Origin of the sequence: Cupriavidus gilardii (assembly GCF_008801915.1) — a bacterium.
GTDB classification, from domain to species: domain Bacteria; phylum Pseudomonadota; class Gammaproteobacteria; order Burkholderiales; family Burkholderiaceae; genus Cupriavidus; species Cupriavidus gilardii.
Genome location: NZ_VZOV01000008.1, coordinates 59,464 through 81,716 on the forward strand (window position 1 = coordinate 59,464; position 22,253 = coordinate 81,716).

Annotated in this window: 19 protein-coding genes; all 19 read left to right on the forward strand. The window is 69.3% G+C overall.

Annotated features, from left to right (window positions below; all coding sequences use genetic code 11):
- Nucleotides 1-163 precede the first annotated feature (163 nt).
- The 19 genes from aceK to F7Q96_RS12300 all read left to right on the forward strand — a co-directional run bounded on the left by aceK (nucleotide 164) and on the right by F7Q96_RS12300 (nucleotide 22,189).
- A complete protein-coding gene (gene aceK, locus F7Q96_RS12205) occupies nucleotides 164-1,981 on the forward strand; it encodes a bifunctional isocitrate dehydrogenase kinase/phosphatase (RefSeq protein WP_053820875.1) in 1,818 nt (605 codons plus the stop codon).
- Nucleotides 1,978-2,649, forward strand: a complete 672-nt coding sequence (gene can, locus F7Q96_RS12210) for a carbonate dehydratase (protein ID WP_006578377.1) — start codon at nucleotides 1,978-1,980, stop codon at nucleotides 2,647-2,649. Before aceK ends, can begins: the two co-directional genes overlap by 4 nt.
- Nucleotides 2,650-2,740: 91 nt before the next feature.
- A complete protein-coding gene (locus F7Q96_RS12215) occupies nucleotides 2,741-3,922 on the forward strand; it encodes an acetyl-CoA C-acetyltransferase (RefSeq protein ID WP_053820876.1) in 1,182 nt (393 codons plus the stop codon).
- A 73-nt stretch (nucleotides 3,923-3,995) separates the two neighbouring features.
- Nucleotides 3,996-4,676, forward strand: coding sequence for an SDR family oxidoreductase (locus F7Q96_RS12220; RefSeq protein WP_053822940.1), 681 nt, complete (start codon nucleotides 3,996-3,998; stop codon nucleotides 4,674-4,676).
- A 7-nt stretch (nucleotides 4,677-4,683) separates the two neighbouring features.
- Complete coding sequence (locus F7Q96_RS12225; RefSeq protein WP_053820877.1) at nucleotides 4,684-5,814, forward strand: acyl-CoA dehydrogenase family protein; 1,131 nt, start codon at nucleotides 4,684-4,686, stop codon at nucleotides 5,812-5,814.
- 78 nt (nucleotides 5,815-5,892) lie between these two features.
- Nucleotides 5,893-6,552, forward strand: coding sequence for a 2-hydroxychromene-2-carboxylate isomerase (locus F7Q96_RS12230; RefSeq protein ID WP_053820878.1), 660 nt, complete (start codon nucleotides 5,893-5,895; stop codon nucleotides 6,550-6,552).
- Nucleotides 6,549-7,244: an HAD family hydrolase gene (locus F7Q96_RS12235; RefSeq protein ID WP_053820879.1), complete on the forward strand. Its 696-nt coding sequence runs from the start codon at nucleotides 6,549-6,551 to the stop codon at nucleotides 7,242-7,244. Before F7Q96_RS12230 ends, F7Q96_RS12235 begins: the two co-directional genes overlap by 4 nt.
- Nucleotides 7,241-7,699: a YchJ family metal-binding protein gene (locus F7Q96_RS12240; protein WP_053820880.1), complete on the forward strand. Its 459-nt coding sequence runs from the start codon at nucleotides 7,241-7,243 to the stop codon at nucleotides 7,697-7,699. The genes F7Q96_RS12235 and F7Q96_RS12240 overlap by 4 nt, the downstream gene beginning before the upstream one ends.
- Before the next feature lie 124 nt (nucleotides 7,700-7,823).
- Entirely contained in the window at nucleotides 7,824-9,431 is a 1,608-nt protein-coding gene (locus F7Q96_RS12245; RefSeq protein ID WP_053820881.1) for a carboxyl transferase domain-containing protein, read from the forward strand.
- Between the two features lie 3 nt (nucleotides 9,432-9,434).
- Complete coding sequence (locus F7Q96_RS12250) at nucleotides 9,435-10,433, forward strand: alpha/beta hydrolase (RefSeq protein ID WP_053820882.1); 999 nt, start codon at nucleotides 9,435-9,437, stop codon at nucleotides 10,431-10,433.
- 96 nt (nucleotides 10,434-10,529) lie between these two features.
- The gene (locus tag F7Q96_RS12255; protein WP_053822941.1) at nucleotides 10,530-11,318 is read left to right on the forward strand and encodes an enoyl-CoA hydratase/isomerase family protein; all 789 of its coding nucleotides are present in this window, start codon (nucleotides 10,530-10,532) and stop codon (nucleotides 11,316-11,318) included.
- A gap of 297 nt (nucleotides 11,319-11,615) precedes the next feature.
- On the forward strand, nucleotides 11,616-13,040 hold the full coding sequence (bioA, locus tag F7Q96_RS12260; RefSeq protein WP_390885720.1) for an adenosylmethionine--8-amino-7-oxononanoate transaminase: 1,425 nt from the start codon (nucleotides 11,616-11,618) through the stop codon (nucleotides 13,038-13,040).
- Nucleotides 13,030-14,274: an 8-amino-7-oxononanoate synthase gene (bioF, locus tag F7Q96_RS12265; RefSeq protein WP_151022724.1), complete on the forward strand. Its 1,245-nt coding sequence runs from the start codon at nucleotides 13,030-13,032 to the stop codon at nucleotides 14,272-14,274. Before bioA ends, bioF begins: the two co-directional genes overlap by 11 nt.
- Complete coding sequence (bioD, locus tag F7Q96_RS12270; protein ID WP_053820883.1) at nucleotides 14,271-15,017, forward strand: dethiobiotin synthase; 747 nt, start codon at nucleotides 14,271-14,273, stop codon at nucleotides 15,015-15,017. Before bioF ends, bioD begins: the two co-directional genes overlap by 4 nt.
- Before the next feature lie 19 nt (nucleotides 15,018-15,036).
- Nucleotides 15,037-16,083, forward strand: a complete 1,047-nt coding sequence (gene bioB / locus F7Q96_RS12275) for a biotin synthase BioB (RefSeq protein WP_053820884.1) — start codon at nucleotides 15,037-15,039, stop codon at nucleotides 16,081-16,083.
- Nucleotides 16,084-16,205: 122 nt separating this feature from the next.
- Nucleotides 16,206-18,230, forward strand: coding sequence for an acetyl/propionyl/methylcrotonyl-CoA carboxylase subunit alpha (locus F7Q96_RS12280; protein ID WP_053820885.1), 2,025 nt, complete (start codon nucleotides 16,206-16,208; stop codon nucleotides 18,228-18,230).
- A 263-nt stretch (nucleotides 18,231-18,493) separates the two neighbouring features.
- On the forward strand, nucleotides 18,494-19,609 hold the full coding sequence (locus tag F7Q96_RS12290) for a hypothetical protein (RefSeq protein ID WP_053820886.1): 1,116 nt from the start codon (nucleotides 18,494-18,496) through the stop codon (nucleotides 19,607-19,609).
- Nucleotides 19,594-21,138: a hypothetical protein gene (locus F7Q96_RS12295; protein WP_053820887.1), complete on the forward strand. Its 1,545-nt coding sequence runs from the start codon at nucleotides 19,594-19,596 to the stop codon at nucleotides 21,136-21,138. Before F7Q96_RS12290 ends, F7Q96_RS12295 begins: the two co-directional genes overlap by 16 nt.
- 109 nt (nucleotides 21,139-21,247) lie before the next feature.
- Complete coding sequence (locus F7Q96_RS12300) at nucleotides 21,248-22,189, forward strand: 2-hydroxyacid dehydrogenase (protein ID WP_053820888.1); 942 nt, start codon at nucleotides 21,248-21,250, stop codon at nucleotides 22,187-22,189.
- Nucleotides 22,190-22,253: the final 64 nt, after the last annotated feature.

Below are 22,253 nucleotides of genomic sequence, written 5' to 3' on the forward strand. Positions count from 1 at the left end.
GCCGCTCCATGGTGGGCGGCGCCACCGATGCCACGCGCGAAGCGCTTACAATCACCCCTGATATCCGGTCTCGCCCGCGGCGAGCGCCGCATGCAGGTTTCCCGCCGATGTCCAGCCGGATCCGCGTCCCGATTCTGACCCGCCCAGGTAGTCCGCCCCAGCCATGTCCCACTTCCCGAAACTGCTGTCGTCGCAGATCGCCTACGATGTGGCGCGCACCATGCTGGACGGGTTCGACAAGCACTACCGGCTGTTTCGCGAGGTCAGCATCGAGGCCAAGGTCCGGTTCGAAACGGGCGACTGGGCCGGGCTGCAGCAGCTGCAGCGCGACCGCATCGCGTTCTACAACGAACGTGTGCGCGAGACCACGGTGATCCTCGAGGACGAGTACGACGCCGAGCAGATCGAGGACGAGATCTGGCAGCAGATCAAGCTGCACTACATCGGCCTGCTGACCAACCACCACCAGCCGGAGCTGGCCGAGACCTTCTTCAATTCGGTCTTCACCCGCATCCTGCACCGCTCGTACTTCAACAACGACTTCATCTTCGTGCGTCCGGCGATCTCGACCGAATACATCGAGAACGAGGAGTCGCCGACCAGGCCGACCTTCCGCGCCTACTATCCGGGCAGCCGCGAAGGCATGGCCGACTGCTTCGAACGGATCGTGCACAACTTCCAGCTCGAGCGGCCATACGAGGACCTGAAGCGCGATATCGGCTATGTGGTGCGCGCGGTCACCGAGCACCTGGGCGACTTCCGCATCGCGCCCAATTTCCAGATCCACGTGCTGTCGTCGCTGTTCTTCCGCAACAAGTCGGCCTTCATCATCGGCCGCCTGCTGAACGGCGACCGCACCTATCCGCTGGCGATCCCGATCGTGCATGGCCCGTCGGGCAAGCTGGCGCTCGACACGGTGCTGCTGCGCAAGGAACAGCTGCTGATCCTGTTCTCGTTCACGCACTCCTACTTCATGGTCGACATGGAGATCCCGTCGGCCTACGTGACCTTCCTGCGCGACATCATGCCGCGCAAGCCGCGCGCGGAAATCTATACGTCGCTGGGTTTGCAGAAGCAGGGCAAGAACCTGTTCTACCGCGACTTCCTGCACCACCTGCAGCATTCGTCGGACAAGTTCATCATCGCTCCCGGCATTCGCGGGCTGGTGATGCTGGTGTTCACGCTGCCGTCCTATCCCTATGTCTTCAAGGTGATCAAGGACTTCTATCCGGCGCCGAAGGAAACCACGCGCGAGCTGATCAAGTCGAAGTACCAGCTGGTCAAGCAGCACGACCGCGTCGGCCGCATGGCGGATACGCTGGAATATTCGGACGTCGCCTTTCCGCTGTCGCGCTTCGACGATGCGCTGGTGCGCGAGCTGCACGAGCATGCGCCGTCGATGATCGAATACCAGCGCGCCAAGGACGGCACCGAGGAAATCGTGGTGCGCCATCTCTATATCGAGCGCCGCATGACGCCGCTGAACATCTACCTGCAGGAAGGCACCGACGAGCAGGTCGAGCACGGCATCATCGAATACGGCAATGCGATCAAGGAACTGATGGCCGCCAATATTTTCCCGGGCGACATGCTGTACAAGAATTTCGGCGTGACGCGACATGGCCGCGTGGTGTTCTACGACTACGACGAGATCGAATACCTGACCGACTGCAATATCCGCCGCGTACCGACCCCCCGCAACGAGGAAGAGGAGATGTCGGGCGAGGTTTGGTACAGCGTCGGCCGCCACGACATCTTTCCCGAAACCTTCCGCACCTTCCTGCTGGGAGATCCGCGCGTGCGCGCGGCCTTCCTGCGGCACCATGCGGACTTTTTCGATCCTGCCCTGTGGCAGGGACACAAGGACCGGCTGCTGGCCGGACATGTTCATGACTTCTACGCTTACCATGCCTCGGAACGCTTCATTCATCGATACGGCTCAACCGAAACCGGCGGCGAGCCGGCAAGGAGGGCAGCATGACTGACGCCATTGCCCAGCTGTTTCGCAACAACCGCGAATGGGTCGACCGCGTCAATGCGGAAGATCCGAACTTCTTCACCAGCCTGGCCAACCAGCAGGCGCCCGAATACCTGTGGATCGGCTGCTCGGACTCGCGCGTGCCGGCCAACCAGATCCTGGGCCTGGCCCCCGGCGAGGTGTTCGTCCATCGCAATATCGCCAACGTCATTGCGCACAGCGACCTGAACGCGCTGTCGGTGATCCAGTTCGCGGTCGAGGTGCTGAAGGTGCGCCATATCACCGTGGTCGGCCACTACGGCTGCGGCGGCGTCAAGGTCGCGCTCAAGCGCGAGCGCGTGGGCCTGGTCGACAACTGGCTGCGCCATGTGCGGGACGTGGCGGACAAGCACGACGCCTACCTCGGCACCATCGTGCGCGAGGACGACGCCCACAGCCGCCTGTGCGAGCTCAACGTGATCGAGCAGGTCAACAACGTCTGCCAGACCACGGTGATCCAGGACGCCTGGGCGCGCGGCCAGCAGGTCACGGTGCACGGCTGGATCTACGGCGTGTCCGACGGCCTGCTGCGCGATCTCGGCATGGCGGCCAGCAGCAACGAGGAACTGCGCACGCAACTGCAGGCGGCCTACCGGCAGTACGGGGACCCGCCGCATATTCCGGTGCGGTGACAGGCCGCTCCCTGTCCGGCCTCGCAGCCGAGGCAGGGAGCAAATCGAACGACAGCACGGCAGCACAGCACAGACCATCAAGGAGACCACCATGCAAGATCCGATCGTGATCGTATCCGCGGCCCGCACGCCGATGGCCGCATTCCAGGGCGAGTTCGCCAGCGTCACGGCGCCGCAGCTTGGCGCCACCGCCATCCGCGCGGCGATCGAGCGCGCCGGCATCCAGCCGGAGCAGGTCGAGGAGGTGGTGTTCGGCTGCGTGCTGCCGGCCGGCCAGGGCCAGGCGCCGGCGCGCCAGGCCGCCCTCGGCGCGGGGCTGCCGCTGTCGGTCGCCTGTACCACGGTCAACAAGATGTGCGGCTCCGGCATGCGCGCCGCGATGACGGTGTACGACGGCCTGGTGGCGGGTTCGTACGAGATCGCGGTGGCCGGCGGCATGGAAAGCATGACCAACGCCCCGTACCTGATTCCGAAGGGGCGCGGCGGCTACCGGATCGGTCACGGCATGATCTATGACCACATGATGCTCGACGGTCTGGAGGATGCCTACGAGAAGGGCCGCGCGATGGGCACCTTCGGCGAGGACTGCGCGGCCAAGTACGGCTTCACGCGCGAGGCGCAGGACGCCTTCGCGATGGAGAGCGTGCGGCGCGCGCAGCAGGCCACCGAGCGCGGCGACTTCCGCTGGGAGATCGCGCCGGTCACGGTCGCGGCCAAGGGCGGCGACGTGGTGATCGACACCGACGAAGGCCCGCGCCGCATCAAGGTCGACAAGATCCCGTCGCTCAAGCCCGCGTTCGCCAAGGACGGCACCATCACCGCGGCCTCGTCGTCGTCGATCAATGACGGCGCCGCCGCGCTGGTGATGATGCGCGAATCGACCGCGAAGGCGCTGGGCCTGCAGCCGCTGGCGCGCATGCTCGGCCATACCAGCCATGCGCAGGCGCCGGGCTGGTTCACTACCGCGCCGGTCGAGGCCATCGCCAAGCTGTATCGCAAGCTCGACTGGAGCAGCGACAGCGTCGATTTGTTCGAGATCAACGAGGCCTTCGCCGTGGTGCCGATGGCGGCGATGCACGAACTGAAGATTCCGCGCGACAAGGTCAATATCCATGGCGGCGCCTGCGCGCTCGGCCATCCGATCGGCGCCTCCGGCGCGCGCATCATGACCACGCTGATCGGCGCGCTGCGCAAGACCGGCGGCAAGCGTGGCGTGGCCAGCCTGTGCATCGGCGGCGGCGAGGCCACGGCGGTCGGCATCGAGCTGGTGTAAGCCGCGCGCATCTCACGTCGAACCCGGAATGCTGAGCCGGGAGACCCTGCACCCGACCCGACAGGAGGCTAGCTTGCCAACCGCACTGATACTCGGCGCCTCGCGCGGCATCGGCCTGGAGTTCGTCCGCCAGTACCGCGCCGACGGCTGGCGCGTGATCGCCACCGCCCGCAGCGACGACGGGCTGGCCGCACTGAAATCGCTGGGCGCCGAGGCGCACCGCGCCGACCTGGCCGAGGCCGATCAGGTTGCCGGCCTGGGCTGGACGCTCGACGGCGAATCGCTCGACGTGGCGGTCTACAACGCCGGCGTGATCGGCCCGCGCACCGAGGGCGCGCAGCCGGTCTCGGCAGAGGAGTTCGACGCGGTCATGCATGCCAACGTGCTGGGCCCGATGATGGCGCTGCCGCTGGTGCTGCCGTTCGTCGAGACGGGGCGCGGCGGCAAGGGCGGCGTGCTGGCGGTGCTGTCCTCGCGCATGGGCAGCATCGGCGCGATGGAGAGCAATCGCAGCTGGCTGTATCGCGTCAGCAAGGCGGCGGTCAACGCGGCGCTCAAGTCGGTGTCGCTCGATGCGCGCCACGCGGTCTGCCTGGCGCTGCATCCGGGCTGGGTCCGTACCGACATGGGCGGCGCCGGCGCCGACCTGACGCCGCAGCAAAGCGTGTCCGGCCTGCGCCGCGTGCTGGCCGGCGCCACCGCGCAGGACAACGGCGGTTTTCGCAATTACGACGGCAGCGTGCTGCCCTGGTGAGGTATCGATGCTGCTCAGTCCCGAACAGGAAATGATCCGCGATGCGGTCCGGCAATTCGCGCAGGAGGTCATCGCGCCGCAGGCCGCCGCGTGGGACCGCGACAAGACGTTCCCGAAGGAGGTCCACCGCGAACTCGCGGCGATGGGCACCTATGGCGTGGCGGTGCCCGAGGCCTACGGCGGCGCGGGGCTTGACTACCTGTCGCTGGCGCTGATTCTCGAGGAGATCGCCGCCGGCGACGGCGGCACCTCGACGGTGATCAGCGTCAACAACTGCCCCGTCTGCAGCATGCTGATGGCATTCGCCGACGAGGCGCAGAAGCAGCAGTGGCTGGTGCCGCTGGCCAAAGGCGAGATGCTCGGTGCGTTCTGCCTGACCGAGCCGCATGTCGGCTCGGACGCCGCGGCGCTGCGCACCACCGCGACGCGCGATGGCGATCACTACGTGCTCAACGGCGTCAAGCAGTTCATCACCAGCGGCAAGCACGCCGACGTGGCCATCGTGATGGCGGTCACCGACAAGGCCGCCGGCAAGCGCGGCATCAGCGCCTTCCTGGTGCCGACCGATACGCCGGGCTATGTCGTCGCGCGGCTGGAAGACAAGCTCGGCCAGCATTCGTCGGACACCGCGCAGATCGTGTTCGAGGATTGCCGCGTGCCGGCCGCCAATCTGCTGGGCGAAGAGGGCGCGGGCTACAGGATGGCGCTGTCCGGGCTGGAGGGCGGACGCATCGGCATCGCCGCGCAAAGCGTCGGCATGGCGCGCGCGGCGTTCGAGGCGGCGCTGGCCTATTCAAAGGAACGTGAGAGCTTCGGCCAGCCGCTGTTCGCGCATCAGGCGGTGCAGTTCCGGCTGGCCGAGATGGCCACGCGCATCGAGGTCGCGCGCCAGATGATCTGGCATGCCGCCGCGCTGAAGGACGCCGGCCGGCCGTGCCTGAAGGAAGCCGCGATGGCCAAGCTCAATGCCAGCGAGATGGCCGAGGCGGTCTGTTCGGATGCGATCCAGGTGTTCGGCGGCTATGGCTATGTCAGCGACTTCCCGGTCGAGCGGATCTACCGCGATGTGCGGGTCTGCCAGATCTACGAGGGCACCAGCGACATCCAGAAGATGCTGATCGCCCGGGCGCTGGCGTGAGCCGCGCCGACGCGAGCAGTTTGCCGCCCTTGCCGTTCCTGCCGTTCCGTTCGCCGTTTCCCTTGCCGAGGACCTGACATGACCGCCGCCCCGATCGACTTCTATTTCGATTTCTCGTCGCCCTACGGCTACTTCGCCAGCACGCGCATCGACGACCTCGCGCGCCAGTACGGCCGCAGCGTGGCCTGGCATCCGATCCTGCTCGGCGTGGTGTTCAAGACCACAGGCATGGCGCCGCTGCCGCAGATTCCGCTCAAGGGCGACTACAGCTGGCGCGATTTCGAGCGCACCGCGCGCCACCACGGCATTGCCTACCGCCGGCCGTCGAACTTTCCGCTGCCGACCACGCAAGCCGCGCGCGCGATGCTGTGGCTGCAGAACCATCATGCCGCCGACGTGGCGGTGCGCTTCGCCAAGGCGGTGTATCGCGCCTACTTCGTCGACGACATCAACATCGCCGAGCCCACCGAGCTGGTGAAGATCGCCGCGGCGCTGGAGATCGACGCGACCGCGATGGACGCCGGCGCCAGCAGTCAGCCGATCAAGGACCAGCTGAAGGCCGAGATGGAAGTGGCGATGGCCAAGGGCGTGTTCGGCTCGCCCTTCGTCATCGTCGATGGCGAACCGTACTGGGGCTTCGACCGCTTCGACCAGATCGAGGCCCTGCTCAAGAGCGGCACGCCCACCGAGTTGCGGGCCGTGCCGACCCCCGATTTCAAGGAAAAGAAACCCGCATGACCCTCAGTGCTTCCCCCTCCCGCCGCTTCGACTGCGTGATCTTCGATTGCGACGGCGTGCTGGTCGACAGCGAACCGATCGTCAACCGCGTGCTGAACCAGATGCTGAACGAACTGGGCATCGCGATCTCGCTGGAGGACTCCACCGCGCTGTTCCTCGGCCGCGCCGTGCGCGAGGAGCTCGACACCATCGAGCGGATGCGCGGCGCGCCGCTGCCGGAGAACTGGCTGTCGCACTGGCTGGCCCGGCGCAACGAAGTGCTGGAGGCAGAGGTCGAGGCCGTGCCGCACGTGCGCGACGCGATCGCCGCGATCGCCGCGTCCGGCATGCCGCTGTGCGTGGCCTCGGGCGCCGACCGCGTCAAGGTCAAGCTGCAACTGAAGCGCACCGGCCTGCTGGAGCTGTTCCAGCACGACGCCGACGGCCAGCCGCGCGAGCACGTGTTCTCGGCCACCGAGGTCGAGCGCAGCAAGCCCGCGCCCGACGTCTATCTGCTGGCGGCGCGCACGATGGGCGTGGAGCCGTCGCGCTGCGCGGTGGTGGAGGACAGCCCGGCCGGCATCACCGCCGGCGTGGCGGCCGGCATGACGGTGTTCGGTTATGCCGCGCGCAACGATGCCGCGATGCTGCGCGAGGCCGGTGCCCAGACCATCTTCACCGATATGCGGCAACTGCCGGAGCTGGTGGCATGAAGCGGGCGGCGGCGCCTTCGCGCGACGGCGCGTGTCCCTGCGGCGGCGCCAGCTACGCCGGCTGCTGCGGGCGCTTCCATCGCGGCGAGGCGCTGCCGGACACCGCCGAGCAGCTGATGCGCTCGCGCTACAGCGCCTACGTGCTGAACGACGCGCAGTGGCTGCGCCAGAGCTGGCACCCGTCGACCTGCCCGGCGACGCTGGAGCAGGATATGGCGAAGGAAGCGGCGCAGGACCATCGTGGCCCGCGCACCCAGTGGCTGGGCCTGACCATCATCGAGCATGTGCCGCGGGACGACACGCACGCCGAGGTCGAATTCGTCGCGCGCTACAAGGTCGGCGGGCGGGCGTCGCGGCTGCATGAACGCAGCCGCTTCGTGCGCGAGCCGCGTGCTCCGGGACAAGCACCGCGCTGGCTGTACCTCGATGGGGACATCCGCGGCGAAGCACGATGAACCACGCCGCCGCCGCACGCTGAATTTCCGCACCGCGAACCGACGCATCCACGCATCCACGCATCCGAACGCATCCGAACGCATCCATCGCAACGCATCACAAGATCAGGAAGAGACAGACCCGATGCCCACGCTCGAATCCAAACTCAATGCCCGTTCCGAGGCCTTCAAGGCCAATGCCGAGGCGATGCAGGCCCTGGTCGCCGACCTGAAGGCGAAGATCGCCCAGGTCGCGCAGGGCGGTGGCGAAGACGCGCGCAACAAGCATCTGTCGCGCGGCAAGATGCTGCCGCGCGAGCGCGTGCAGCAGCTGCTCGATCCGGGCACGCCGTTCCTGGAGCTGTCGCAGCTGGCGGCGTACGACATGTACGACAATGCCGCGCCCGGCGCCGGCATCATCACCGGCATCGGCCGCGTGGCCGGGCAGGAATGCGTGATCGTGTGCAACGACGCCACGGTCAAGGGCGGCACCTACTACCCGATGACCGTCAAGAAGCATCTGCGCGCGCAGGAGATCGCCGAGCAGAACCATCTGCCCTGCATCTACCTGGTCGATTCGGGTGGCGCCAACCTGCCGAACCAGGACGACGTGTTCCCCGACCGCGATCACTTCGGGCGCATCTTCTACAACCAGGCCAACCTGTCGAAGATGGGCATTCCGCAGATCGCGGTGGTGATGGGCTCGTGCACCGCGGGCGGCGCCTATGTGCCGGCGATGAGCGACGAGTCGATCATCGTCAAGAACCAGGGCACGATCTTTCTGGGCGGCCCGCCGCTGGTCAAGGCGGCCACCGGCGAGGAGGTCAGCGCCGAGGACCTGGGCGGCGCCGACGTGCACACGCGGCTGTCTGGCGTGGCGGACTACTTCGCACAGAACGACGCGCATGCGCTGGGCCTGGCGCGCAATATCGTGCAGCATCTGAACCGCCGCAAGCCGGACCAGATCCGGCTGCATGCGCCGGTCGAGCCGCGCTATCCGGCCGAGGAGCTGTACGGCGTGATCCCGACCGATACGCGCAAGCCCTACGACGTGCGCGAGGTGATCGCCCGCATCGTCGACGACTCGGACTTCGACGAGTTCAAGGCGCGCTACGGCACCACGCTGGTGTGCGGCTTCGCGCGGATCTGGGGCTACCCCGTCGGCATCGTCGCCAACAACGGCATCCTGTTCTCGGAATCGGCGCTCAAGGGCGCGCACTTCATCGAGCTGTGCTGCCAGCGCAAGATCCCGCTGGTGTTCCTGCAGAACATCACCGGCTTCATGGTGGGCCGCAAGTACGAGAACGAGGGCATCGCGCGCAACGGCGCCAAGATGGTAACCGCGGTGGCGACCGCCCAGGTGCCGAAGTTCACGGTGATCATCGGCGGCTCGTTCGGCGCCGGCAACTACGGCATGTGCGGCCGCGCCTATTCGCCGCGCTTCCTGTGGATGTGGCCGAACGCGCGGATCTCGGTGATGGGCGGCGAGCAGGCGGCCAGCGTGCTGGCCACGGTGCGGCGCGACGGCATCGAGGCTCGCGGCGGCAGCTGGAGCGCCGACGAGGAGGAGGCCTTCAAGCGGCCGATCCGCGAGCAGTACGAACATCAGGGCCATCCGTACTACGCCAGCGCACGGCTGTGGGACGACGGCGTGATCGATCCCGCGCAGACCCGCACGGTGCTCGGCCTTGGGCTGTCGGCGAGCCTGAACGCCCCGATCGACGAGATGAAGTTCGGCGTCTTCCGGATGTAAGCGATGCTGCGTCGTTGCCGTGCGCGCGGTGCCCCTGATGTCGTGCAGTTCGTGCAGTTCGTGCCGTTCGTCCGGCTGGCGCTGTGCCTGCTGGCCTGGAGCGCGCTGCCCGCATTGCCGGCCGGCGCCGCGCCGCTCGAAGAGACCTGGTCGGTGCCGGTCACGGTGACCGACGCGCACGGCCGGCAGGTCGCGCAGCGCATCGTCGTCTCGGCGTTTCGCGAGCCGGGCCATCAGCGCTATCCGCTGCTGGTGCTCAATCATGGCCGCGCGCCCGATCCCTATGCGCGCGCCCGGCTCGGGCGCGTGCGGCTGGCCGAGCAGGCCGCATATTTCGCCTCGCTGGGATTCCAGGTGCTGGTGCCCACGCGGATCGGCTATGGCGCCAGCGGCGGCGACGACATCGAGAACACCGGCAGCTGCACGCGCAAGAACTATCGGCCCGGCTTCGAGGTGGCCGCGCAGCAGGTGCTGCAGGTCATCGAGATGGCGCGCTCGCGCCCGGAGATCGACGTGTCGCGCGTCGTGCTGGTCGGCCAGTCGTTCGGCGGCGCCGCGGTGATCGCGCTGGCGGCGAAGAACCCCCCGGGCGTCCGGCTGGTGCTGAACTTCGCTGGCGGCGGCGGCGGCGATCCGCGGCTGCATCCGGGCGAGCCCTGCGCGCCCGAGCAGCAGGCCGCGCTGTTCGCCGAATACGGCCGCAGCGCGCGCGTGCCGACGCACTGGATCTACACGACCAACGACCGCTACATGGGACCGTATCCGGCGCAATGGTTCGAGTCCTTCCGTAGCGCTGGCGGCGTGGGCAAGTACCACGCGCTGCCCGCTTTCGGGCAGGACGGCCACCAGCTGTTCGCGCGGGGCCTGACGCGCTGGAGGCCGCTGGCCGAGCAGGCGCTGCGCGATGCCGGCTTCGAGCCGCGGCCATTGAACCGGCCAGGGTCGGCGATGGGCGCCAGCGGCAGCCAGGCGAAGGCGGCCGTGCCGGCCAGGGCCCGTTGAACCGGCGCGCCCAGCCGGCCCATTGAATCGACGCATTGAATCGACGCATTGAATAGACCTGGACAGAACTGAAAGGAGACAGCGATGGAAACCGCGATGGAATTCACCACGTTGACCGTGAGCGTCGAGCGCCATGTCGCCACGGTGACGCTGAACCGCCCCGATGTGCGCAACGCCTTCAACGAGACCGTGATCGCCGAACTGAGCGGCGCCTTCCGCGCGCTCGGCGATACGCCGGAGGTGCGCGCCATCGTGCTGGCCGGGCAGGGTCCCGCGTTCTGCGCCGGCGCCGACCTGAACTGGATGAAGAAGATGGCCGGCTACTCGCACGACGAGAACCGTGCCGACGCGCTGCAGCTCGCGCAGATGCTGCATACGATCTGGGCCTGTCCCAAGCCGGTGATCGCGCGCATCCACGGCGATACCTATGCCGGGGGTGTCGGCCTGGTGGCCGCCTGCGATATCGCGGTCGCGGCCGACCACGCGCACTTCTGCCTGTCCGAGGCGCGCCTGGGGCTGCTGCCGGCGACGATCAGCCCGTACGTGATCCGCGCGATGGGCGAGCAGGCGGCGCGCCGCTACTTCATCACCGCCGAGCGCTTCGATGCGGCCGAGGCGCTGCGGCTCGGCTTCGTGCATGCGGTGGTGCCGGCCGACGCGCTCGACGCCAAGGTTGCCGAGCTGACCGCCGCGTTGGTCGCCAACAGCCCGAACGCGGTGCGCGAAAGCAAGCGGCTGGTGCAGGACATCGCCGGCCAGTCCATCGACGACGACCTGCTGGCCGATACCGCCGAGCGCATCGCAGCCATCCGCGCCTCCGACGAGGGCCGCGAGGGCGTGCGCTCCTTCCTCGAGAAGCGCAGCCCGTCGTGGCGGCCGGCCTGATGCTGGCGGTGGCGCCGATGGCGTCGATGGTGTCGGCGACATCCGCGGGCTCGCCGGCGACGATGTGCGCAGATGCGCGCGCAGTTCCGCGGGATTGCGGTTTCGTCGCCGATCTGGCCGGAATCTGACGTCAACACACCCATAACGCGCAACGCCACGGCCGTTTGCCAAGCCCGCAAGGACCTTCCTACCATGCGTTCTCCCAATCCAGCCGCGTTCGCCGCACCGTCCGGGCCTGCCCGGGCCGGCGCGCGTACGGCTGGCCAACCATGGAGGACTCCCTTGCATACCCAGTCCTTGCACACCGCCCCCACCGATCCGCCCGCCGCGCCGGCGCGGCAGCACGGCGACGGGCTCGCCGCGCGCAGCCTGCGTGCGGTATGGCATCCCTGCACGCGCCTGCGTCCGGGCGGCGACCGGCCGCCGCTGGCCGTGGTCCGCGGCGAAGGGCCCTGGCTCTACGACGACGAAGGCCGGCGCCTGTTCGACGCCACCAGCTCGTGGTGGGTCAATCTGTTCGGCCACGCGAATCCCGCGATCAATGCCGCGCTGAAGGACCAGCTCGACACGCTCGAACACGTGATGCTGGCCGGCTGCACGCACGCCCCGGCGGTGGAGCTGGCGGAACGGCTGTCGGCGCTGACCGGCGGCGCGCTCGGCCATGCGTTCTACGCATCGGACGGCGCCTCGGCCGTCGAGATCGCGCTGAAGATGAGCTTCCACTACTGGCGCAACAGCGGACTGCCCGGCAAGCGCGAATTCGTCTGCCTGCGCCACGGCTACCACGGCGAGACGGTCGGCGCGCTGACCGTCACCGATGTCGCGGTGTTCCGCGATGCCTACGATCCGCTGCTGATGCGCGCCCACGTGGCGATGTCTCCGGACGCGCGCCAGGCCGCGCCCGGCGAATCGCCGCGCGAGGTCGCGCAGCGCGCGCTCGACGAGCTCGAAGCGCTGTTGCAGCAGCGCGCCGCCAGCATCGCGGCGCTGATCGTCGAGCCGCTGGTGCAGTGCGCGGCCGGCATGGCGATGCATGACCCGGCCTATCTGGACGGCGTGCGCGCGCTGTGCGACCGCTATCGCGTCCATCTGATCGCCGACGAGATCGCGGTGGGCTGCGGGCGCACCGGCACCTTCTTCGCATGGGAGCAGTCGCGTGGCGGGGCCGCGCTCGGCGCGCAGCAGTGGCCCGATTTCCTGTGCCTGTCCAAGGGCATCAGCGGCGGCTATCTGCCGCTGTCGCTGGTGCTGACGCGCGGCGCAATCCAGCAGGCCTTTGTCGCCGACGAGCTGTCGCGCAGCTTCCTGCATTCGCACTCGTACACCGGCAATCCGCTGGCCTGCCGCGCCGCGGTGGCCACGCTGGACCTGTTCGCCCAGCACGACGTGCTGGCGATGAACCGGCAGCGCGCGCAGTGGCTGGCCGAGGGGCTGGCCGGCCTGGCCGCCGATGCGCGGTTGCGCCACGTGCGCCAGCGCGGCCTGATCTGGGCTGCCGATCTGCACGAACCGTTCGCCTCCGAGACCTTCGCCGCCGACTTCCATCGGGCCGCGCTGGAGCACGGCGTGCTGATCCGGCCGATCGGCAACACGCTGTACGTGATGCCGCCGTACGTCTTCGACGCGCCGCTGGCCAACTGGCTCGGCGAGCGCCTGCTGGCCGCGCTCGACAGCGTGGTCGCGCCGGTCGGAGCGGCCAGGGAGGCGCGCCATGCTGCTTGATCGACTGAGCCAGGCCGCGGCCGAGCGCGAACGCCAGGCGCTGACCCGCAGCCGCCGTATCGCGCATACGCCGTGTGCCCCGCGGCAGACCGTCGGCGCCATGCTGCCCGACGGCAGCGAGGCCGAGCCCCGTTGCCTGCTGGGCTTCAGCAGCAACGACTATCTGGGCCTGGCCAACCATCCGGCCATCGTCGAGGCCTTCGCCGAGGGGGCGCGGCGCTGGGGCGCGGGCAGCGGCGCCTCGCATCTGGTCACGGGCCACGGTCTCGCGCATCACCGCCTCGAGACCGAACTGGCGCGCTGGTACGCCGACTCGATTCCGGAGGCGGCCGCGCTGACCTTCTGCACCGGCTACATGGCCAATCTGGCGGTGCTGACCGCGCTCGGCGGCGCCGATGCGACGCTGTTCTGCGAGGCGCTGAATCACGCGTCGCTGATCGATGGCGCACGGCTGGCGCGCGCGAGCGTGCAGCGCTACCCGCATGGCGATGCCGCCGCGCTCGATGCGTTGCTCGCCGCCAGCGCGTCGCCGCTGAAGCTGATCGTCACCGACGGCGTCTTCAGCATGGACGGCGACATCGCGCCGCTGGCCGAACTGCTGGCGCTGGCCGAGCGGCACGATGCCTGGCTGATCGTCGACGACGCCCATGGCTTCGGCGTGCTCGGCGAACGCGGCCACGGTGTGCTCGAGCAACTGGGCCTGTCGTCGCGGCGGCTGATCTATATCGGCACGCTCGGCAAGGCGGCCGGTGTCGCCGGGGCCTTTGTCGCCGCGCATCGGCTGATCGTCGAGCATCTGGTCAATACCGCGCGCACGTATATCTTCACCACGGCGGCGCCGCCGGCGGCGGCCCATGCGCTGCTGGCCAGCCTCGCGCTGATCGAGGGCGACGAGGGCGCGCAGCGGCGGGCGGCGCTGCGGCAGCGCATCGCCGAACTGCGGACCGGTCTGGCGCCGATGGCCGCGCGGGCCGGCTGGCAGTTGGCCGACAGCGCGACCGCGATCCAGCCGCTGATCGTCGGCGGCAACGCCGCGGCGCTGTCGCTGTCGGCGGGACTCGAGCAGGCCGGCATTCGCGTGGGCGCGATCCGTCCGCCCACCGTGCCCGAGGGCACCGCGCGGCTGCGCATCACGTTGTCGGCCGCGCACGGCCGAGGCGATGTCGCGGCCTTGCTGGCGGCACTGGGCACGCTCGCGGCACCGGCCAGCTCTACGTGCAAGGAGGCCGCATGAGCCGACTTCCCGCCTTTGCCTGTTTCGTCACCGGTACCGATACCGGGGTCGGCAAGACTCACGCCAGCGCGGCGCTGCTGCATGCGCTTGCCGCGGGGGGCCGCACGACGGTCGGCATGAAGCCCGTCGCGAGCGGGTGCGAGCTGCGCGACGGCCAGTGGCACAACGACGATGTCGCGCAATTGCGCGCGGCCAGCAGCGTCGACGTGCCGCTGGCGCAGACCTGCCCGTGGCTGCTGCGCACGCCGTGCTCGCCGCATCTCGCCGCGCAGGCCGATGGCGTCCGCATCGACGCCGAGCCGATCCTGTCGGCGTTTGCCGCGCTGCGCGCGCAGGCCGACGCGGTCGTGGTCGAAGGCGTCGGCGGCTTTCGCGTGCCGCTGGCCACCGGACCCGACGGCTGGGATACCGCCGACCTCGCGGTCCTGCTGGGCCTGCCGGTGATCCTGGTGGTCGGCATCCGGCTGGGGTGCCTGAGCCATGCGTTGCTGACCGCCGAGGCGGTACGCGCGCGCGGACTGCGCCTGGCCGGCTGGATCGCCAACCGGATCGATCCGGACATGCTGCTCGCCGACGACAACATCGCCACGCTGCGGGACGCGTTCGACGCGATCGGCACGCCGTGGCTCGGCACGCTGCCCTGGCAGGTGCCTGCCGACCAGGCCGCGCGTTGCCTCGATCTGGCCGCGCTGCTCGACCCCACCCGACATCCCGGCGACGCGCCCTGCGAGCGCGCCGCCTGACAACAGAATTCGACCCGACATGACTACCATCGCCACCATTTCCGCCGATTCGCTGCGCCAGAGCGCACGCCAACAGGCTGCTCAAGCCGCTCGCGCCGACGCGGCCGATACCAACGGCAACAGCGCCCGCTGGACCGTCGACGCCGTCGCCGCGCTGTTCGCGCTGCCCTTCAACGATCTGCTGTTCCGCGCGCAGCAGGTCCATCGCGAGCATTTCGACGCCAATACCGTGCAGCTGTCGACGCTGCTGTCGATCAAGACTGGCGGCTGCGAGGAGGATTGCGGCTATTGCCCGCAGAGCGCGCACCACGATGCCGGCGTCAAGGCCGGCACGCTGATGGCGCTCGACGAGGTGCTCGACGCCGCCCGCGCCGCCAAGGCCAACGGCGCCACGCGCTTCTGCATGGGCGCCGCCTGGCGCAGCCCGAAGGACCGCCATCTCGAACCGGTGATCGACATGGTCCGCGAGGTCAAGGCCATGGGCCTGGAGACCTGCGTCACGCTCGGCATGCTGCGCGCCGAGCAGGCGCAGCGGCTCAAGGAAGCCGGCCTCGACTACTACAACCACAATCTGGATACCTCGCCGGAGTTCTACGGCGAGATCATCAGCACGCGTACCTACCAGGACCGCCTGGACACCATCGGCCATGTGCGCGACGCCGGCATCAACGTCTGCTGCGGCGGCATCGTCGGCATGGGCGAGACGCGCGAGGCGCGCGCCGGGTTGATCGCGCAGCTGGCCAACATGGACCCGTATCCGGAGTCGGTGCCCATCAACAATCTGGTCCAGGTCGAGGGCACGCCGCTGGCGGGCACCGCGCCGCTGGACCCGTTCGAGTTCGTTCGCACGATCGCGGTCGCGCGCATCACGATGCCGCGCGCGATGGTGCGCCTGTCCGCCGGCCGCGAGGCCATGGACGAAGCGTTGCAGGCGCTGTGCTTCCTGGCCGGCGCCAATTCGATTTTCTACGGCGACAAGCTGCTGACCACCGGCAACCCGCAGGCCGAGCGTGATCGCGCGCTGCTGGGCCGGCTCGGCATCCGCGCGGAAGGACACGCGGGATGACGAGGGTGTCCGCGCCTGCCGTGCTCCCGTTGCCCCGCCCCGCGCGGGGACGACGGAGAGTGGCGGGCGGCGCGGACACCTGCAGCCAGCCGGTCGCCGTTCCCCATCAACAAGGAGGAGCCATGTTCACCAAGATCCTGATCGCCAACCGCGGCGAAATCGCCTGCCGCGTCGCCGCCACCTGCCGGCGCCTGGGCATCCGCACCGTTGCGGTCTATTCCGACGCGGACGCGCAGGCGCGCCATGTCGCCTATTGCGACGAGGCCGTGCATATCGGCGGCGCCGCGGCGCGCGACAGCTATCTGCGCGGCGATCACATCATCGAAATGGCGCGCGCGACCGGCGCGCAGGCGATCCACCCGGGCTACGGCTTCCTGTCGGAGAACGAGGGCTTTGCCGAGGCCTGCGCCGCGGCCGGACTCGTGTTCATCGGGCCGCCGGCATCGGCGATCCGCGCGATGGGCAGCAAGAGCGCGGCCAAGCAGCTGATGGAACGCGCCGCGGTGCCGTTGGTGCCGGGCTATCACGGCGAGGACCAGGACCCGGCGCTGCTGCGCCGCGAGGCCGACCGCATCGGCTATCCGGTGCTGCTCAAGGCGAGCGCAGGCGGCGGCGGCAAGGGCATGCGCGTGGTCGAGGACGCGGCCGGCTTCGAGGCGGCGCTCGCGTCGGTCAAGCGCGAGGCCAGCGCCAGCTTCGGCGACGACAAGGTGCTGGTCGAGAAGTACCTGACCCGGCCGCGCCATATCGAGATCCAGGTGTTCGCCGACACGCAGGGCAACTGCGTCTACCTGTTCGAGCGCGACTGCTCGGTGCAGCGGCGCCATCAGAAGGTGCTGGAGGAAGCGCCGGCACCGGGCATGACCGAGGAGCGGCGCCGCGCGATGGGGGAGGCGGCGGTCGCCGCGGCCAAGGCGGTCGGCTATGTCGGCGCCGGCACGGTGGAGTTCATCGCAAACCAGGATGGCTCGTTCTACTTCATGGAGATGAACACGCGGCTGCAGGTCGAACACCCGGTGACCGAGATGATCACGGGCCAGGACCTGGTCGAATGGCAATTGCGCGTGGCCGCCGGCGAGCCGCTGCCGCTGTCGCAGGACCAGCTGCGCATCGACGGCCATGCGCTCGAGGCGCGCATCTACGCCGAGAACCCCGACAAGCAGTTCCTGCCGTCGACCGGCACGCTGCGCTATCTGCGCACGCCGCCGGCGGTGCAGTTCATGCGCGGTGAAGACGTGCATGGCCCGGCCGGCGTGCGGATCGATTCGGGCGTACGCGAGGGCGATGCGATCAGCCCGTATTACGACCCGATGATTGCCAAGCTGATCGTCTGGGGCAAGGACCGCGACGAGGCGCTGGCGCGCATGCGGCAGGCGCTGGCCGCTTTTCACGTGGTCGGGCTGTCGACCAATATCGCGTTCCTGCAGCGGCTGGTGGCCTCCGAGCCGTTTGCCGGAGCAGATCTCGATACCGGCCTGATCGCGCGCAACGAGGCCACGCTGTTCGCGCCGCCCGCACCGGTCGGCATGGAACTGATCGCGCTGGCGGTGGCGGCGCTGCTCGATGCCGAGGCGCGCGAGCGCCGCATCGATGCGGCGGACCCGAATTCGCCGTGGACCCATGCCGGGCCGTGGCGGCTGAATGCGGGCGCCCAGCGGGTGCTGCGCTTCACGCATGGCGCCGACACGCTGGAAGTCACGCTGCAGGCCGACGCGCAGGGCAGCACGCTGTTCTATGCCGACCAGGCGGCACCGTTCCGCACGCATTGCGTGGCCGACGACGTGCAGGTCGACCTCGGCACGCGCCGCGCGCATGGCCAGGTGCATCGCGACGGCGACGTCTTCCATGTGTTCGCCGGCGGGCGGCATGTGTCGCTGGAATGGCAGGATCCGCTGGCGCATGCCGGCGATGCCGAAGGCGAGGGCGGCAAGCTGACCGCGCCGATGCCGGGCAAGGTGATCGCCGTGATGGTCGAAGCGGGCGCCACCGTCACGCGCGGCACGCCGCTGCTGGTGATGGAGGCAATGAAGATGGAGCACACCATCAGCGCGCCGGCCGATGGCGTCGTCGGCGAAGTGCTGTATGGGGTCGGCGAGCAGGTCGGCGAGGGCGAGCAACTGCTCGGCTTCGAGGCGAAGGCCGGTTGAGCCTTCGGGGACGTGGCATGCGGCACTCGCGTTGCGAAATGCAAGAACCGCATGCCTTCCCGAAAGCCGGGCCGCGACCTCGCGTCGACAATCCCCCGATGCCTTGTCTCCGCGAGGCCGGTTCCCGGGGGCCCCGCCTGGCATCGAACCAACGGCATTGGCGCCCGCCCGCGTATCCCGGGCATGCGCCATCGGCACGTCGGCACCGGACCGCATGGCTTTGCGGCACGAGGAAATCCTCAATCGCACGTTTTGAGTTTCCCATGCCCCGATACACCATCGACGCCTGCGCACCGGCGCCATCCGCCGCCACCGCCGCCACCGCCGCCACCGCCGCCACCGCCGCCACCGCCGCCACCGCCGCCACCGCCGCCACCGCGGCCACCGCGGCCACCGCGGCCAGGTCCGCGGTCACCCCCTCGACCACCGCCTCCGCCGCCCCATCCCCCGAACACGACTTCGGCGTGTTCCGCTTCGACGGCTATGCCGTGTCCATCAGGATGGACGACCACGGCATGCGAGCCGAGCGGCTGGTCAAGCCCACCACGCTGTCCAGCCCGCTGCATGCGCTGCTGTACTGGTTGAAGACGCTGTGCAAGGCCGAGGGCGGCGCGTCGTGGTATCTGAACGAGCGCGACAGCAATGAGGTGATCGGACAGCGCTGGGCCGCGGACCGGCAACGGCATCTGCGATCGTTCACGACGCCGCCCCCGCCCCCGCCACCTCCGGCGATCGACCTGCCGGCGATGGCCTGGGCCGAGGCGGCCTGGACGGTCGTGCTCGGCTGCCTGGAGAGCCGCGATCGTGCCGCGCTCGGACTGGCCTCGTGGGGCATGCAGCAAGCGATGCAGGGCGAGCTCGCTCTGCATGCGGCGCTGGCCCGCACGCGCGGCCTGCGCACGCTGGCGGGCCTGCAGAAGGTTGCGGCGGACTACGGCCTGGACGCCGGCCGGCAGGCTGATCCCAAGCGGCCGGACAGGCTGGCGCCAAGACAAAAGGAGGCCCTCGTCGTGGCGCTTGCCGAGCGCATCCCGATGCTGGAAAGCGCTCAACGCGGTGCGGCGCTCGACTGTCTGTGCCGTCAGGCCGCGGGGCTGGAGGGCCGCAACGGGATGCGGGTACGCGCCGCGCTGCTGATGTCGCTGCCCAAGGAACAGCGGGAACAGGCGGCCGCCGTGCTGATGCCCGACAAGGCGGCCTATGCGGCGCTGATCCGGTCGCAGACGCCGCAGGAACAACAAGAGCGGCTTGTCGGCATTACCGAGGCCTTTCTGCACCAGCCCGGCACGGCAGGGGAGGCGGTCAGCCGCTGGGACCAACTGCTTGCCGATGCCCAGCCCTGGCGCAGCGGCAACTGTGCGCGTTGGCCGCATGCCTGAAGAAGATCGGAAGGCCCGGCGGGAACGGCGACCGCGAGCTGCCCGCGGTCGCGCTCGATCGCTGGCACGCGCTGCATCGGCAGCTGCCGGCCTTGCCTGCCACGGAAGCCGTCGAGCTCGCGTACGCGCTGTCCAGAAGCCTCGATCGTCTCGACGTCGACGGCATCGACCGCGCAAAGGCAGTGGCGTTGGTCGATGCCTGGCAAGCCAGCGTGAAGCTGACCTGCGAACAGCAGGTCAGGCTTCTCGCGCGGCTGGCGCACCTCAAACCGACCGATGGGCCGGCCGAACGCTGGTCGGCGGTGTGGGACCGTATCGAATCCGAGCAGCTTGGCCGCCTGGGCCCCCAGGCGGCGCGCGAGCTGGCATGGGTGCCGGCGCAACAGGGCTGGCAACGCGTGGTGGACTTCTGCATGGACCGCCGCAACGCATCGGCGGATCAGCGTGCCGATATGCTGCTCGCGCTGGTCCAGCTCGTCGATATGCGGCGGTTCTTCTACCGCCAGCTCGACGTCAAGGCATTGAAGCCGAAGCTTCACGAGGCCGCGCTGGACCTGATGAAAAGCGGTGGGCCCGTGATCCCGCTGCTGCGATGCCAGTGGCGGCCGAAGGCCGAGATCGCCCCGGCCATCCGGCAGCATCTTGACTGGCCAGATCATTGCCAGGCGCTGGTGCAATGGCTCGAGTACCGCGGTCATCAGGATGCGGCGGCGCACTGGAGCCTGCCCGACCTGCTCGCGCTGCAACCGGACCTGGCCCGGCTTGCCCGGCATATCGGCCAGCATGGCGGGCACCCGGCGCGCGAGGCCGGGCAGCGAGTGGCGATGGCGGTCGCCTCATGGGCCGATACGCAGGTCGCCGCAGACGGCAGGCAGGTGGAGTCGGGGTTGGCGCTGGCGGAAGCATTGCTGCCGCTGGTGGAGGGTACGTGCCGCGATGACGGCGGCGTCGCCACGCTGGCGCGGCTGGCGCAACTGGTCAACAGCCTCATGCTGGCGGCGAACGAGCAGCCCGGTATCGCGCGCGCCGGCCGCATCGACGCCTTGTTTGACGCGACGTGGGCGCTGGTGGATGCGCTCTCGCCCGCTGGCCGCCGCGCCGTGCTGGAAACGCTGATCGCGCTGAAGGAGCCGCTGCCGCCCAACGAGATACGCCGCACGCCGCAATTCTGGGCCGGCAGGACCTTGCTTCGGGCCGCCCGGGCCATATCGGACGACATGCCGGGCCGCGCCGTTCTGCTGGTGGGGCTGGCGAAGGCCGAGTACATGCTCGATGGCCAGAACAACGTCGGCGCCCACTTCGGCCGTGCGCGCATGCAGATCCACGCCATGACGGTCGCGTTGCCGGACAGCGAGTTCGCGGTGGCCGCGCAGCGCCTCGCGCTATGGTTCTCCAGCCGGCCAGCCGACCGTGCCGAGGCGCACGCCTGGGACAAGGCGAAGTCCGCTTTCGTCGCCCGGGTACGAGGCCTGTCGGTGGAACATATGGTGGCGCGCCAGCGTATCGAGTACTGGATGCAGCCGGACTGACAGGCGATCCGGCGATCCGGCCGGGCCGCCCGGGCTGTGCGGGCGCCGGTCCGACAATGACGGAGTCTGAGACAATACGCCGGGACAAGACCAAAGACGTGGAGAAGCGATGAAGCTGCAGTTGTACGTGCCCGATGGCCGCTATGCGCCGTGGATCGAAGGGTTTGCGCAAGCCTTGCCCGAGGCGCAGTGCGTCACCTGGGAAGAGAGCCAGGGACAGCCGGTCGACTATGCGGTGGTCTGGCGCCCGCCGCTCGAGATGCTGAAGGGACGCCAGGACCTGAAGGCTGTGTTCAATCTGGGCGCCGGCGTCGATGGCATCCTGCGGCTGCGCGACACCGATCCCGAAGCGCTGCCGGCCGGGGTGCCGATTGTGCGGCTGGACGATGCCGGCATGGGCGCGCAGATGGCCGAGTACGTGACCCATGCTGTGCTGCGCTATTTCCGCCGGCTCGACGACTACGCGGCGCAGCAGCAGGCGGGCATCTGGAAATTCCTCAAGCCGAACCGGCGCGCCGATTTCACCATTGGCGTGATGGGCGTCGGCACGCTGGGCGCGCAGATCGCCCGCACGCTGGCGTCGTTCGGCTTCCCGGTGCGCGGCTGGAGCCGATCGCCGAAGACGGTCGACGGCGTGCAGTGCCATGCCGGCGAGGCCGGGCAGGCCACCTTTCTCGACGGGCTGCGCGTGCTGGTCAACGTGCTGCCGCTGACGCCCGAAACCGAGAACATCATCGACGCGGCGCTGCTGAACCGGCTGGCCAAGGGCGCCTATCTGATCAACGTCGCGCGCGGCCCGCACCTGGTCGAAGAGGACCTGCTGGCCGCGGTGCAGCAGGGCCAGATCGCCGGCGCGACGCTCGACGTGTTCCGCACCGAGCCGCTGCCGCCGGAACATCCGTTCTGGCGCGAGCCGCGCATCACCATCACGCCGCATATCTCGGCGCTGACGCTGCGCGAGGACAGCATCGCGCAGATCGCCGACAAGATCCGCGCGCTGCGGGCCGGCCAGCCGATCGCCGGCGTGGTAGACCTGCAGCGCGGCTACTGAGCGGCGCACCACATAAAACCGGACCGCCGCCGCGAGCGGCGGCCACCACCAGACGAGGAGCAGC